The organism is Stenotrophomonas sp. 115C5 (assembly GCF_056861055.1).
Window position 1 is genome coordinate 65,283 of record NZ_JBSPUQ010000007.1, and the last position, 13,220, is coordinate 78,502.

Below are 13,220 nucleotides of genomic sequence, written 5' to 3' on the forward strand. Positions count from 1 at the left end.
CCTTACTCCAGCCCGTCCAGCAGCTCGTCGACCTTTTCCAGGGTCAGACGCTCATGGTAGTGACCGTTGATGACCATCATCGGCGCGCCACCGCAACCGGCCAGGCACTCTTCCTCGCGCTTGAGGTAGACGCGGCCGTCCGGGGTCGATTCACCGTGCTTGATGCCCAGCTTCTTCTCGCAATGGCGGACGATGTCCTCGGCGCCATTGAGCCAGCAGCTGATGTTGGTGCAGATGGCCACGTTGTTGCGGCCCACCTTCTCGGTCTCGAACATCGAGTAGAAGCTGGCGACCTCGTAGGCCCACACCGGCGGCAGATCAAGGTACTTGGCCACGCCGGCGATCAGCTCGTCGGTCAGCCAACCCTCGTTCTGCTCCTGGGCCGCATGCAGGCCCTGCAGCACGGCAGAGCGCTTGCGGTCCGGCGGGAACTTGGACAGCCAGTGATCGATGTGAGCGCGGGTCTTGTCGCTCAGCACCACCATCGGGTCGACGTCGCGCGCCGCCTCGAAATTACCTGTCGCCTTCATCGGCCGACCTCAGCGAAATGCATAACGTGAAATTCCAGAAACTGCGGCGCCGGCTTGCGCCGGCTGCCTGCAGCGGGCGTTGGCGTGGCGGACGGCATTACCGGTCAACCTCGCCGAACACCAGGTCGTAGGTACCGATCATCGCCACCACGTCGGCCAGCATGTGGCCGCGCACGATCGAATCGATCGAGGACAGGTGGGCGAAGCCCGGTGCGCGCAGGTGCACGCGGAACGGCTTGTTGGCGCCGTCGGAGACCAGATAGCAGCCGAACTCGCCCTTGGGCGCTTCCACTGCCGCATAGGTCTCGCCGGCCGGCACGCAATAGCCTTCACTGAACAGCTTGAAGTGATGGATCAGCGCTTCCATGTCGTCCTTCATGTCCTCGCGCTTGGGCGGAGCGACCTTGAAGTTCTTCACCATCACCGGGCCCGGGTTGGCCTTCAGCCACGCCACGCACTGCTTGATGATGCGGTTGGACTCGCGCATTTCGGCAACGCGGACCAGGTAGCGATCGTAGCAGTCGCCTTCCTTGCCCAGCGGGATGTCGAAATCGACGGCATCGTACTTGGCATACGGGCGCTTCTTGCGCAGGTCCCAGGCAATGCCCGAGCCGCGCAGCATCACGCCGGTCATGCCCCACTGGTGGGCCAGTTCCGGAGTGACCACGCCGATGCCGACGGTACGCTGCTTCCAGATGCGGTTGTCGGTCAGCAGGGTTTCGTATTCGTCGATGCGCTTGGGGAACTCGACGGTGAAGTTCTCCAGGAAGTCGAGCAGCGAGCCTTCGCGCGAAGCATTGAGCTGCTTCAGCGCCTTGCCCTTGTGCCAGCGCGATTCCTTGTACTTCGGCATGTGGTCCGGCAGGTCGCGGTAGACACCGCCCGGACGGTAGTACGCCGCGTGCATGCGCGCGCCGGAGACCGCTTCATAGCAGTCCATCAGCTCTTCGCGCTCGCGGAAGGCGTACAGCATCACCGCCATCGCACCCAGATCGAGCGCATTGGAGCCAAGCCACATCAGGTGGTTGAGGATGCGGGTGATTTCGTCGTACATGGTGCGGATGTACTGCGCACGCTCCGGCGCCTCGATGCCCATCAGGGTCTCGATCGCGCGCACGTAGGCGTGCTCGTTGCACATCATCGACACGTAATCCAGGCGATCCATGTAGCCGATCGACTGGTTGAACGGCTTGGACTCGGCCAGCTTTTCGGTACCACGGTGCAGCAGACCCACGTGCGGGTCGGCGCGCATGATGGTTTCGCCGTCCATCTCCAGGATCAGGCGCAGCACACCGTGCGCGGCCGGATGCTGCGGGCCGAAGTTCATGGTGTAGTTGCGGATTTCCTGCCGGCTTTCGGCGGCGTTGCTGGCGAATGCTTCGCCGGCCTGGTGTACGTGGCTCACTTCACTGCCTCCTGCGCGCGCTCACCTTCTGCGGTCTGCAGACGGGCGTCGTCGCGGATCACGCGCGGCACGCCGACGCGCGGCTCCACCGAGGTGACCGGTTCGTAGATCACGCGCTTCTTTTCTTCGTCGTAGCGGACTTCGACATTACCGATCAGCGGGAAGTCCTTGCGGAACGGATGGCCGACGAAACCGTAGTCGGTCAGGATCCGGCGCAGGTCCGGGTGGCCTTCGAAGATCACGCCGTACAGGTCGAACGCTTCGCGCTCGAACCAGTTCAGGCCCGGCCAGATGCTGGTCAGCGAGGACACCACCGGCAGCGCTTCGTCAGGAGCGAAGCAGCGCAGGTGCATCATCAGGTTGTGCTGGTACGAACGCAGCTGGGCGACCACGGCGAAGCGCTGGGTCGGCATGTGCTGCGGGCGGGCACCGTCGGCGCCGTTTTCCTCGGTGGGGAACTCGCCCCACGCGAAGCGGCCCTGGGCCTTGCCTTCGACGCCACGGCTGAAGCCCTGCGAGGACACGTCGGCGGTGTCCCATTCGTCGGAGCCATAACCGAGGTAGTCGACGCCGCAGAGATCCACGGCCTGCTCGAAACCAAACTCGTCACGCAGCGCCAGGGCGGTGGCGTGCCACTCGGCGGCAGGCACTTCCAGCGTCACTTCGCCGCGGGGTTCGACCACGATGACCTTCGCACCTGCGAAACGTGCGGAGAGTCGGTCGATGAAGGATGCTTGCTCTGCCATGGGGGCTTGGCGCGCTCTTGTCAGGTGAAGGGGTCAGCGGGCGATGGTCTGTGTACGCCAGATCTTCTTCTGCAGCTGCAGGATCCCGTACACCAGCGCCTCGGCGGTCGGCGGGCAGCCCGGGACGTAGACGTCCACCGGCACCACGCGATCACAGCCGCGCACCACAGAATAGGAGTAGTGGTAATAGCCGCCACCGTTGGCGCAGCTACCCATCGAGATGACCCACTTCGGGTCCGGCATCTGGTCGTAGACCTTGCGCAGCGCCGGGGCCATCTTGTTGACCAGGGTACCGGCCACGATCATCACGTCGGACTGACGCGGCGACGGGCGGAACACCACGCCGTAGCGGTCAAGGTCCAGGCGCGCGGCGCCGGCGTGCATCATCTCGACCGCGCAGCAGGCCAGACCGAAGGTCATCGGCCACATCGAGCCGGTGCGCGCCCAGTTCAGCAGTGCATCGACGCTGGTGGTGACGAAGCCCTTTTCCAGCAGCGGGTTGTCGCCTTCCGGCCGCAGGATGTCATCAACCCGGCCTTCCGGCGTGGGGTTGTTCATGAGGCCATCGAGAGTCTGAATCACTCCCATTCCAGCGCTCCCTTCTTCCAGACGTAAATGAAACCGAGGAACAGCATGCCGACGAACAGGCCCATGGTGATGAGCGAACGGGCACCCAGCTCCATGAAGACCTGGGTCCACGGCACGATGAAGATGATTTCCAGGTCGAAGACGATGAACTGGATCGCGATCAGGTAGTAGCGCACGTCGAACTTCATGCGCGCGTCTTCGAAGGCTTCGAAGCCGCACTCGTACGGCGACAGCTTTTCCAGATCGGGGCGGCGGGGACCGAGGAATCGACCAACCAGCATCAGCGTAATGCCGATACCGGTGGCAACGATCAGAAACAGCAGAGACGGCAAATATTCGGCCAGCACAGCGATTCTCTCTTGCCTCTGCCGCTACGCCTGCAGGCGCTTTGGCATGGGGGAGTGGACGGGAATCTGCCTGGCGCCTTGCGCGCCAGACGAACCCGCTTTACTTACAAATGGTGCCCAAGAGGGGACTCGAACCCCTACGACTTGCGTCGCTACCACCTCAAGGTAGTGCGTCTACCAATTCCGCCACCTGGGCAAACGATCACATCAGACTATCTTCCCGATGCGCCGCGTATTGTAACCGGCTTCAGTCTTTCTGGGAGCCTTCCGAAGGCTTTTCTTCACCAGAAACCGAAGATTCCGCCTGAGCCGGCACATTCGCGGCCGGAACCGGGGCGGCCGGGACCGCATCGGCCTTCGGAACGGCCGGCAGCTCGCCCGCCGGAGCCGCCGGAGCGACGGCCGCCGGAGCGGACATCAGACCCAGATCCTGGTCGGCCGCCGGGCGGCTGCCATGACCGGCATACCAGGCCATGAAGAGGCTGATGCCGAAGAACACGACAGCCAGCCACTTGGTCGACTTGGACAGGAAGTTCGAGGCGCCACGCGCACCGAACACCGTACCCGAGGCACCGGCACCAAAGCCCGAACCCGCCGCCGCACCCGAACCACGCTGCATCAGGATCAGCGCGATCATGGCCACAGCGACCAGTACGTAGACGACATTGAGGATCAACATCAGCATTGGAAACCGCCCTCGGACAAAACTTCTAGGATTAGTTCGCGGCCGCCGCCCTTGCGATGGCCAGGAAGTCCGCGGCCACCAGGGAGGCGCCGCCGACCAGCCCACCATCGACATCCGGCTGCGCGAACAGTTCCCCGGCATTGTCGGGCTTCACGCTACCGCCGTAAACAATGGGCAGTGAATCAGCGATTCTAGCATCGATACGCGCGACTTCGCCACGGATGAACGCGTGCACCTGCTGCGCCTGCTCCTTGGTAGCGGTGCGGCCGGTACCGATGGCCCAGACCGGCTCGTAGGCGACCACGGCCTTGGCGAAACCGGCCGCGCCGACCAGCTCCAGCACCGGCGCCAGCTGGCTGGCGATGACCGTTTCGGTCTGCCCGGCCTCACGCTGCTCCAGGGTCTCGCCTACGCACAGCACCGGCACCAGGCCGGCGTGCTGGGCGGCGGCGAACTTGCGCGCGACCAGTTCGCTGCTTTCATGGTGGTACTGGCGACGCTCGGAGTGGCCGACCAGGCCATAGCGGGCCCCGACCTCGACCAGCATGGCCGCGCAGACTTCGCCGGTGTAGGCGCCCTTCTCGTTGCTGCTCACGTCCTGTGCGCCAAAGGCCAGGCCGGTCTCACCGAAGTCCTCGACCAGCTCCCCCAGGTAGGGCAGCGGCGGCAGGATCACCACATCCACCCCCTGCAGCGGCAGCCCGGCGGCCACCTGCCCCAGCAGTTCATTGGCGAATTGACGGCTGCCATGCAGCTTCCAGTTTCCGGCGACGATCTTGCGGCGCATGAGCGGTGGCTCCTGTTTGAAGTCAGCCGGTCATGATACCTGTTGCGGCAAAAATCCGTTTCCTTGTAAGCGGTTACATGGATTTTCAGCCAACGGCGCAGCCCCTCGTGGCGGGGGGCGGGGTTTGGTTGGTCGCGGAGAGCCCGGCTAGATCTGGGGCTTGGCCGGGCGGGTGGGGATGGCGGGGGACGCCGTAAACCCTTCCCTGGGGGCTTGGCCGCGGCATCCATGCCGCGGACACCCCCGCCAGCCCCGCCCGCCCGGCCCCTGACACATTCCGGCGGTTCCGACCGCCACGGAAAGAAAAAGAAGATCAAAAGCAAAAGCAGCATTGCGGGTGGCTGCCGGGCTGGACCAGCCCCCTACCCCGCTTCGATCTGACAGATCTCATCCACGCATGGCGTGGATCTACCGTGTCGACCAAGGTCGACACCTACCCACCGTCACCGGGAGACTGTCGAAGGCGGGGCGGTGTGGGTTGGCAGGACCGTTGGCGCCATGGATGGCGCCATCGAGCCCCCAGGGACGGGTTCACGGTGTGTCCAGCCAACCCACACCGCCCCGCCCAACACGCAGAAACCCAGAGTCGATTTGGCTTTGGGCCTTGGCTTTGGCTTCGGCCTCTGCGGGTGCAGGGTGCAACCCTGCAAAGAAGAAGGCCGCCTTTCGGCGGCCTCACTTCTCTTTACTTCAGCTTGATCTCGCGCAGGCGTTCCTCGAGGAAGCCGTGGGCGGTGATCGCCTCCGGGTACCGGCTCGGGTTCTCCGGGGTGATGCAGGACGGCAGCACGTCGATCAGGTAGTCGGGGTTCGGGTGCAGGAAGAACGGCACCGAGTAACGCGGCTGGCGCGCCAGCTCACCCGGGGGATTGACCACGCGGTGGATCGTGGACGGATACACGTGGTTGGTCAGGCGCTGCAGCATGTCGCCGATGTTGACCACGATGGTGTCCGCGTCCGAGGTGAACGGCACCCACTCGCCCTCATGCGACTGCACTTCCAGGCCCGCGGCGCTGGCACCGACCAGCAGGGTGATGAAGTTGATGTCGCCATGGGCACCGGCACGCACGTTCGGGATGTCGTCGGTGGTGATCGGCGGGTAGTGGATCGGGCGCAGGATCGAATTGCCGAAGTTGGTCTTGTCGGCGAAGAAGTCTTCCGGCAGGCCGATGTGCAGGGCCAGCGCCGACAGCACGCGCGAACCCAGGTTGTCCAGCGCCTGGTACAGGCCGTAACCGCGCTCACGGAAGCCCTCGACCTCGGTCGGCCACAGGTTCGGCGCCATCACGTCACGGTACTTGGAGTCGTCGGCGATTTCACGACCGATGTGCCAGAACTCCTTCAGGTCGAAGTGCTTGGAACCCTTGGCGGTTTCCACCCCGAACGGGGTATAGCCGCGGGCGCCGCCACTGCCGGCCACGTGGTACTTGCGCTTGACCTCCTCCGGCAGGGCGAAGAAGGCCTTGAAGGCATCGTAGGCCGCGTCGATGTCGGCCTGCGGGATGCCGTGGTTGCGGATGCCCGCGAATCCCCATTGGCGGTAGGCCGCGCCCAGCTCGGCCACGAAGGCCTCGCGGTCGCTGTCGAAACGGGTGATGTCGAGGGTGGGGATCTGGCTCACAGCGGTTCCTGGCTTGTCGTTGGGTCTGGGAGGGCCAGCGCATTCATGGCCCACCTGAACATTGTGACAGATCGCCCCGGGGACGCCACTCGATACGAAGAAACAAACCGATACAATGCGCAACCCGCGCGCGGATTAACGATTCCGTCACAACCGGGACTCCCGCCCTGTTCCACCTGCCGCCTCCGTCCTTCATGCGCCCTGCTGCTCCTTCTGCCGCCACCTCCCTGCCCTCCGGCCCGGCACGCCATTGGCAACGACTGGCCTGGTGGTCGCTGTTCGTGGCCGGCAACGCATTGCTGGCCATGGCGATCACGCTCGGCAACGTGCCGCTGGCCGACAACCCTGGTGGCAGCGTGGGCCTGGCCTATCTGGCCGTCGCCCTGCCCGGCCACCTGCTGGCCTTCGGCGCCCTTGCCGGCCTGCTGCCGCTGCTGCTGGGCCTGTGGCCGCGCAGCGCACGCACGCTGAGCATCAGCGCCGTGCTGCTGCAGGGCCTGTGGCTGTGCCTGTTGCTGGTTGATGCAAAGGTTTTCACTCTGTATCGGTTCCACCTCAATGCCATGGTCGTGAACATGGTGTTCGGCGGTGCGCTGCAGGACCAGGTCGCGTTGTCGTGGAAAACCTGGCTGCAGGCTGGACTGCTGGTGGCCGCCATCTTCGCTGCCGAAGGCTTGTTGGCCTGGGCCTGCTGGAAGCTGCTGCCTGCTCTGCCGCGCCGCCGCCGGGTCCTGCAGGCCTGGGCCGTGGTTGCACTGCTGATGGCCGGCGGCCAGGTCGCCACGGCCTACTACGATGCCCGTGGCGACCGCGACGTCATCGCGCAGTGGAACTACCTGCCCTGGGCACAGCCGATCACCGCCAAGAGCTTCATGCGCAGGCTCGGGGTCGTCAGCGAACAGCAGGCCGGCCTGCCTGACCCACGCCATGCGCAGCTGCTGTATCCGCTGCAGCCCCTGCGCTGCCAGAACCCACACCGGCCGAACGTGCTGATGGTGGTGCTGGAGTCGCTGCGCCAGGACGCCATGACCCCCGAGTTGATGCCCAACACGACGGCACTGGCCCGGACCGCACGCGTGTACGACCAGCATTTCAGCACCGGCAATGCCACCCGCTACGGCCTGTTCGGCCTGCTCTACGGCCTGCCCGGCGGCTACTGGCAGAGCATGCTGGACGAACAGCGCGGCTCGCAGCTGTTCCAGGTGCTGGGCCAGCAGGGCTACGACCTGCACCTGTACGGCAGTGCACCGCTGTACAGTCCGGAGTTCGATCGCACGGCCTTCGCCGACGTGCGCGACCAGCTGCACCAGGGCCCCTCCGCCCTGACGCCCGACAAGCGTGACGCAGCCATCGTCGCCGCACTGCAGACCGGCATCCGCACCAGCCAGGCCGCGCAGCACCCGTGGTTCGGCTTCGTGTTCCTCGACTCCACCCACGCCGGCTACCACCTGCCCACCGGCTACCCGCCGGTGGCCACACCGATGGCCAAGGAGATCGACTTCCTGTCCTTCGGACCGGACCACGACCCGACGCCGGAGCTCAACCGCTACCACACCGCCGTGCACTACGCCGACAGCCTGATCGGCTCGCTGCTGGACGACCTTCGCGCGCAAGGCCTGGCCGACGACACCATCGTGCTGGTCACCGGTGACCATGCCGAAGAGTTCAACGACCTCAAGCTGAACTACTGGGGCCACAACGGCAACTTCTCCGACTACCAGCTGCAGGTGCCGTTTGTGCTGCACTGGCCCGGCCAGGCCAGCGGCCATGAGACGCGCACCAGTTCGCATGAGGACTGGGTGCCTACGTTGATGCGCCACGCACTGGGCTGCGAGAACGCATTGAGCGACTTCAGTACTGGCCAGGACCTGCTGGCGGCACCCACCACCAGCAAACGTGCGCTGGTGGTGGAGAGCTGGTCGCAGCGCGCGGTACGCCATGGCGATGCCATCTACGTGTTCGACAAGTTCGGCAACGCCACCGCGCTCGACCGGCACTACCGCCCGCTGCCGCAGCAGGCTCCGGACGCCGCCGCCATCCGCTCCGCATGGGAAGCGCTGACCCGCTTCCGCAACCGCTGATTTTCAAGGGCCGATCCTGCATGAACCGTCCGCTGCGCATCCTACATACCGAAGCCGCCAAGGGAATGGGCGGGCAGGAGATCTACATCTTCCGGCACATGCAGGTGATGCGCGCGCGTGGCCATGAGGTGTCGTTGCTGTGCCAGCCCGATGCGCGCCTGGCCACACTGGCACGCGACGACGGCTTCACCGTGCATACGCTGCGCATGGGAGGCCTGGCGCGCCTGCTGCGTGGCGTGTGGTGGGTATCGCGACTGGTGCGCCGCGAACATTACGACGTGGTCAACACCACCAGCCGCCGCGATGCACTGATCGCCGCCGCCGGTGCACGCCTGGGCGGCACGCCGCTGGTGGTGCGCTCGCGCCATCTGATGAGCCCGGTCAATTCGCTGCTGACCTATACCGGGCTTCCACACCGGGTATTGACCGTCAGCAGCTTCGTCAAGCAGCTGCTGGCCGACCGCGGCATTCCGACCGAGCGCATCGGCATCGTGCCGCCGATCGCAGTTCCGCCGCGCTGGAGCGAGATCCGCAAGGCCGATCCCTGGCAGTGCCTGCAGGAGGTGCGCGCGCAAGTACGTGCCGAGCTCGGCTTCGGTGAACAGGACATCGTGGTCGGCTGCGTGGCGGTGCTGCGCGAGCCCAAGGGCCATGTCGACCTGATGCAGGCGATGGTGCCGCTGTGCAAGGCCAACCCGAACCTGCACCTGGTGATCGTCGGCGATGGCCAGGCCGTGACGGAACGACTGCAGGCGATGTGCGCCGAGCACGGGCTGCAGCGCCAGGTGCACCTGCTCGGCTACCGCGATGGAGCCTGCCGGCTGATGGCCGGCTTCGACATCTTCGCACTGGCCTCGCACAAGGAAGCAGCCGGCACCGTGTTCCTGGAAGCGGCTTACGTGGGCGTACCGATCGTAGCCACGCGAGTGGGTGGCGTGCCGGAGATGGTGGTCGATGGCAGCAATGCGATCCTCACCCGTTTGGGTGACAATGCCGCCCTGACAGGTGCATTGCGCCTGCTGGTGGACGACCCGGAACGGCGGCGGCAGATGGGACGCGCTGGCTGGGACTGGATGCACGGCGCACATCGCTTCACGCCGGACGGCCACGGTGAAGCCACCGAACATTACTACCACCAGTGGCTGAAGGAGCTGGGACATGGCTGATGCGCGAACCGTTCCGGTGCTGATGCACCACCATGTCAGCCCCTCGCCGGGCATGATCACCGTGTCGCCGGAAAACTTCGAAAGCCAGATCGCGTGGCTGGCAGGCAATGGCTGGACCTCACTGACGCTGGACCAGTACGCAGGCTTCCTGGCCGGCAAGCCGGTGCCGCGCAGGTCGATCGTCATCACCTTCGACGATGGCTACCTCGACAACTGGGTGTATGCCCATCCGATCCTGCAGAAGTACGGCATGCATGCGGTGGTGTTCGTGGTCACCGGCTGGATGGGCGAAGGCCCGGAACGTCCGCACGCCGGCATTGCTGGCGCGACGCTGCCGCCGACGCCGGACCATCGTGGCTGCGAAGCGGCGATCTACGAGCAGGACCGCAGTGACGATGTGATGATGCGCTGGAGCGAAGCGCGTGCGGCCATCGCCGCCGGCACCTTCGAAGTGCATTGCCACACCCATACCCATACCCGCTGGCTGCGCCGCGACGATCTGGACCGTGCGCAGCGCCGCGCAGGCCTCAGCCGGGATCTGGCGATCTCGCGCGAAGTCCTGCAGGACAAGCTCGGCGACGTGTCCGATACGCTGTGCTGGCCGTACGGTGATTTCGACCAGGATCACATCGAAGTGGCGCGCGAGCAGGGCTTCCGCTACCTGCACACCACCCACCCGTTCGGCCGCAACGTGATCGGCGGCGACCCGGAACGCATCTACCGTTTCGCGATCCGCAACCGGCCGGCCAACTGGCTGCGCAAGCGCATCCGCCTGAGTTACAACCCGCTGATCGCGCCGCTGTTCAATGGGTTCAAGGCACGCCAGAAAAAGATGGTGCCGGGGCCGTAGGCGCGACACAGCCCTGCCCGCAAAAAGAAAACGCCCCGGAATTCCGGGGCGTTTTTCCTGTACCGACGGGCAGGCGCCTCAACTGGCGGCTTCACGCACCGCAGCGGACAAGCGGTCCAGCGTCTGCTGCATCAGCGTGGCGTCATCGGCCTCCACGGTGACCCGCACCACCGGCTCGGTACCGGACGGACGCAGGAACGCGCGGCCACGGCCGGCTACGGCCTGCTGCGCCACAGCCAGCGCGGACTGCACGCTTTCAGACTGCACCGTGGCCTTGGCCGAGACATTGCCCAGGCGCACGTTGACGGTCTTCTGCGGCACCCGTACCAGGCCCTTCAGTGCCTGGCGCAGGGTCTGCCCACTGTTGCGCAGCGCGACCAGCACCTGCAGGGCGCTGACTATGCCATCGCCGGTGGTGGCCCGGTCCAGGCACAGCAAGTGGCCCGAGGCTTCGCCACCGAGTACACCACCGCCCTCGACCAATGCCTGGTGCACGTAGCGGTCACCGACGTTGCTGCGCACGAACGGGATCTGCAGATCGGCGAAGGCCTTCTCCACACCGTAGTTGCTCATCAGCGTGCCGACCACCGGGCCGCGCAGGCGGCCTTCGTCCTTCCAGGCGCGGGCCAGGATGTACAGCAGGTCATCGCCGTCGACCGGGTTGCCCTGGTCGTCGGCCATCAGCACACGGTCGCCATCACCATCGAAGGCGATGCCGAGATCGGCGCGGGTCTCGCGGACCTTGGCCGCCAGGTTGTCGATATGGGTGGAGCCCACGCCGGCGTTGATGTTGACGCCATTGGGCTCGGCCCCGATGCCGATCACTTCGGCACCCAGTTCGCGGAACAGCAACGGTGCGATCTGGTAGGTGGCGCCGTGTGCGCAATCCAGTACCAGGCGCACGCCACGCAGGTCGAACGCGCGCGGCACGCTGGCCTTGCAGAACTCGATGTAGCGGCCGACCGCTTCGCGCGCGCGCGAAGCCTTGCCCAGCTTCTCCGATTCGGCGGTGGTGAACGGAATGTCCAGCGCCGCTTCCAGGGCCAGTTCGGTGGCGTCGTCGAGTTTCTCGCCCTGGGCGGAGAAGAACTTGATGCCGTTGTCGTAATGCGGGTTGTGCGAGGCGCTGATGACGATGCCGGCGTCCACACCCAGCGTGCGGGTCAGGAACGCCACCGCCGGGGTCGGCATCGGGCCGAGCAGCTGCACGTCGGCACCGGCGGCCACCAGGCCTGCTTCCAGAGCCGCTTCGAACATGTAACCGGAAATACGGGTGTCCTTGCCGATCACCACGATCGGCCTGCGCCCGTCCTGGCCGCGCTGGGCGACCAAGACACGGCCCAGGGCGTTGCCCAGGCGCAACACGAAGTCAGCCGAGATCACGCCCTGGCCGACCCGCCCACGGATGCCATCAGTACCGAAGTACTTGCGGCCTCCCATCAAGCCACCTCCGGCGCCGGCTGACGGCCCAGCATCGCCAGCAGGTCGGACAGGCGGTCACGCATCTCGCGGCGGTCACAGATCTGGTCGATGGCACCGTGCTCCAGCAGGAACTCCGAACGCTGGAAGCCTTCCGGCAGCTTTTCGCGCACGGTCTGCTCGATCACGCGCGGGCCAGCAAAGCCGATCAGCGCCTGCGGCTCGGCGATGTTGATGTCGCCCAGCATCGCGAAGGAGGCCGACACGCCACCAGTGGTCGGGTGGGTCAGCACCGAGATGTACGGCAGACCGGCCTCACGCAGCTTGCCCAGCGCGGCCGAGGTCTTGGCCATCTGCATCAGCGAGAACAGGCCTTCCTGCATGCGCGCGCCGCCACTCTGCGAGAAGCACACGTACGGGGCACCGATCTCGACTGCGGTTTCGGCGGCCAGCGCGAAACGCTCACCCACCACCGAGCCCATCGAGCCCCCCATGAAGGCGAAGTCGAACGACGAGGCCACCAGCGCACGGCCCTTGAGCAGGCCGCGCATGGCGATCAGCGCGTCATATTCGCCGGTGTTCTTCTGCGCGATCTTGATGCGCTCGCTGTACTTCTTCTGGTCCTTGAACTTGAGCAGGTCGGTCGGCCCCAGGCGCGCACCGATCTCGGTGGTGCTGTCGGCGTCGAACAGGGCGGCCAGGCGCGCACGCGCGCGGATCGCCATGTGGTGGCCGCACTTCGGGCAGACCTCCAGATTCTCTTCCAGTTCCGGACGGTACAACGCGCTGCCGCAGTTGCTGCACTTTTCCCACAGGCCCTCGGGGACACTGCGCTTCTTGCTGGGGGTGTTGTCGGTGCGGATGCCGGACGGCATCAACTTGCTGAGCCAACTCATGCGGGAGGACACTTCCGTTCAGGGCGGCCCAAGGGCCGCAAAGGCGGACAGTCTAGCTCCGCTTTCCCCGCCCGTGCACCCCCTTGCCGGCCACGGGGC

Annotated in this window: 13 protein-coding genes and 1 tRNA gene; 3 read left to right on the top strand and 11 right to left on the bottom strand. The window is 65.8% G+C overall.

Annotated features, from left to right (window positions below):
• Positions 1 to 2: 2 nt before the first annotated feature.
• From nuoE to AC13FN_RS10795, 9 genes are all read right to left on the bottom strand, one after another.
• A complete protein-coding gene (nuoE, locus tag AC13FN_RS10755) occupies positions 3 to 530 on the bottom strand; it encodes an NADH-quinone oxidoreductase subunit NuoE (RefSeq protein WP_006381132.1) in 528 nt (175 codons plus the stop codon).
• A gap of 97 nt (positions 531 to 627) precedes the next feature.
• The gene (locus AC13FN_RS10760) at positions 628 to 1,935 is read right to left on the bottom strand and encodes an NADH-quinone oxidoreductase subunit D (protein ID WP_006458796.1); all 1,308 of its coding nucleotides are present in this window, start codon (positions 1,933 to 1,935) and stop codon (positions 628 to 630) included.
• A complete protein-coding gene (locus AC13FN_RS10765) occupies positions 1,932 to 2,681 on the bottom strand; it encodes an NADH-quinone oxidoreductase subunit C (RefSeq protein WP_010486428.1) in 750 nt (249 codons plus the stop codon). The genes AC13FN_RS10760 and AC13FN_RS10765 overlap by 4 nt, the downstream gene beginning before the upstream one ends.
• Positions 2,682 to 2,714: 33 nt before the next feature.
• Complete coding sequence (locus AC13FN_RS10770; protein ID WP_005410463.1) at positions 2,715 to 3,269, bottom strand: NuoB/complex I 20 kDa subunit family protein; 555 nt, start codon at positions 3,267 to 3,269, stop codon at positions 2,715 to 2,717.
• A complete protein-coding gene (locus AC13FN_RS10775; protein ID WP_008265012.1) occupies positions 3,260 to 3,616 on the bottom strand; it encodes an NADH-quinone oxidoreductase subunit A in 357 nt (118 codons plus the stop codon). The genes AC13FN_RS10770 and AC13FN_RS10775 overlap by 10 nt, the downstream gene beginning before the upstream one ends.
• Positions 3,617 to 3,727: 111 nt before the next feature.
• A tRNA-Leu gene (locus AC13FN_RS10780) sits at positions 3,728 to 3,812 on the bottom strand.
• 51 nt (positions 3,813 to 3,863) lie between these two features.
• Entirely contained in the window at positions 3,864 to 4,301 is a 438-nt protein-coding gene (gene secG / locus AC13FN_RS10785; protein ID WP_010486424.1) for a preprotein translocase subunit SecG, read from the bottom strand.
• A gap of 31 nt (positions 4,302 to 4,332) precedes the next feature.
• Positions 4,333 to 5,088 carry a triose-phosphate isomerase gene (gene tpiA / locus AC13FN_RS10790; RefSeq protein WP_049437078.1) on the bottom strand — a complete coding sequence of 252 codons (756 nt, stop codon included), beginning with the start codon at positions 5,086 to 5,088 and terminating at the stop codon, positions 4,333 to 4,335.
• 685 nt (positions 5,089 to 5,773) lie between these two features.
• Complete coding sequence (locus AC13FN_RS10795; RefSeq protein ID WP_032128257.1) at positions 5,774 to 6,709, bottom strand: isopenicillin N synthase family dioxygenase; 936 nt, start codon at positions 6,707 to 6,709, stop codon at positions 5,774 to 5,776.
• 194 nt (positions 6,710 to 6,903) lie between these two features.
• On the opposite strand from AC13FN_RS10795, the gene AC13FN_RS10800 reads away from it, so the two are divergent.
• From AC13FN_RS10800 to AC13FN_RS10810, 3 genes are read left to right on the top strand one after another with little or no spacing between them, the layout of a single operon-like run.
• Positions 6,904 to 8,790, top strand: a complete 1,887-nt coding sequence (locus AC13FN_RS10800; RefSeq protein ID WP_049436781.1) for a DUF3413 domain-containing protein — start codon at positions 6,904 to 6,906, stop codon at positions 8,788 to 8,790.
• A gap of 20 nt (positions 8,791 to 8,810) precedes the next feature.
• Positions 8,811 to 9,956, top strand: a complete 1,146-nt coding sequence (locus tag AC13FN_RS10805) for a glycosyltransferase family 4 protein (RefSeq protein ID WP_049436782.1) — start codon at positions 8,811 to 8,813, stop codon at positions 9,954 to 9,956.
• On the top strand, positions 9,949 to 10,806 hold the full coding sequence (locus AC13FN_RS10810; protein ID WP_010483075.1) for a polysaccharide deacetylase family protein: 858 nt from the start codon (positions 9,949 to 9,951) through the stop codon (positions 10,804 to 10,806). Before AC13FN_RS10805 ends, AC13FN_RS10810 begins: the two co-directional genes overlap by 8 nt.
• 78 nt (positions 10,807 to 10,884) lie before the next feature.
• On the opposite strand, the gene glmM is transcribed toward AC13FN_RS10810, so the two are convergent.
• Positions 10,885 to 12,246 (bottom strand): phosphoglucosamine mutase, encoded by a 1,362-nt coding sequence (gene glmM, locus AC13FN_RS10815; RefSeq protein WP_010483073.1) that lies wholly within the window; start codon positions 12,244 to 12,246, stop codon positions 10,885 to 10,887.
• Positions 12,246 to 13,121 carry an acetyl-CoA carboxylase, carboxyltransferase subunit beta gene (gene accD / locus AC13FN_RS10820; protein ID WP_005410473.1) on the bottom strand — a complete coding sequence of 292 codons (876 nt, stop codon included), beginning with the start codon at positions 13,119 to 13,121 and terminating at the stop codon, positions 12,246 to 12,248. Before accD ends, glmM begins: the two co-directional genes overlap by 1 nt.
• Between the last annotated feature and the right edge of the window lie 99 nt (positions 13,122 to 13,220).

Bases quoted from the DNA above. Each gene is read 5' to 3' on its own strand.
- AC13FN_RS10805 (WP_049436782.1), top strand. From the start codon at position 8,811: ATGAACCGTCCGCTGCGCATCCTACATACCGAAGCCGCCAAGGGAATG.
- nuoE (WP_006381132.1), bottom strand. From the start codon at position 530: ATGAAGGCGACAGGTAATTTCGAGGCGGCGCGCGACGTCGACCCGATG.
- AC13FN_RS10810 (WP_010483075.1), top strand. From the start codon at position 9,949: ATGGCTGATGCGCGAACCGTTCCGGTGCTGATGCACCACCATGTCAGC.
- tpiA (WP_049437078.1), bottom strand. From the start codon at position 5,088: ATGCGCCGCAAGATCGTCGCCGGAAACTGGAAGCTGCATGGCAGCCGT.
- accD (WP_005410473.1), bottom strand. From the start codon at position 13,121: ATGAGTTGGCTCAGCAAGTTGATGCCGTCCGGCATCCGCACCGACAAC.
- secG (WP_010486424.1), bottom strand. From the start codon at position 4,301: ATGCTGATGTTGATCCTCAATGTCGTCTACGTACTGGTCGCTGTGGCC.
- glmM (WP_010483073.1), bottom strand. From the start codon at position 12,246: ATGGGAGGCCGCAAGTACTTCGGTACTGATGGCATCCGTGGGCGGGTC.
- AC13FN_RS10770 (WP_005410463.1), bottom strand. From the start codon at position 3,269: ATGGGAGTGATTCAGACTCTCGATGGCCTCATGAACAACCCCACGCCG.
- AC13FN_RS10765 (WP_010486428.1), bottom strand. From the start codon at position 2,681: ATGGCAGAGCAAGCATCCTTCATCGACCGACTCTCCGCACGTTTCGCA.
- AC13FN_RS10800 (WP_049436781.1), top strand. From the start codon at position 6,904: ATGCGCCCTGCTGCTCCTTCTGCCGCCACCTCCCTGCCCTCCGGCCCG.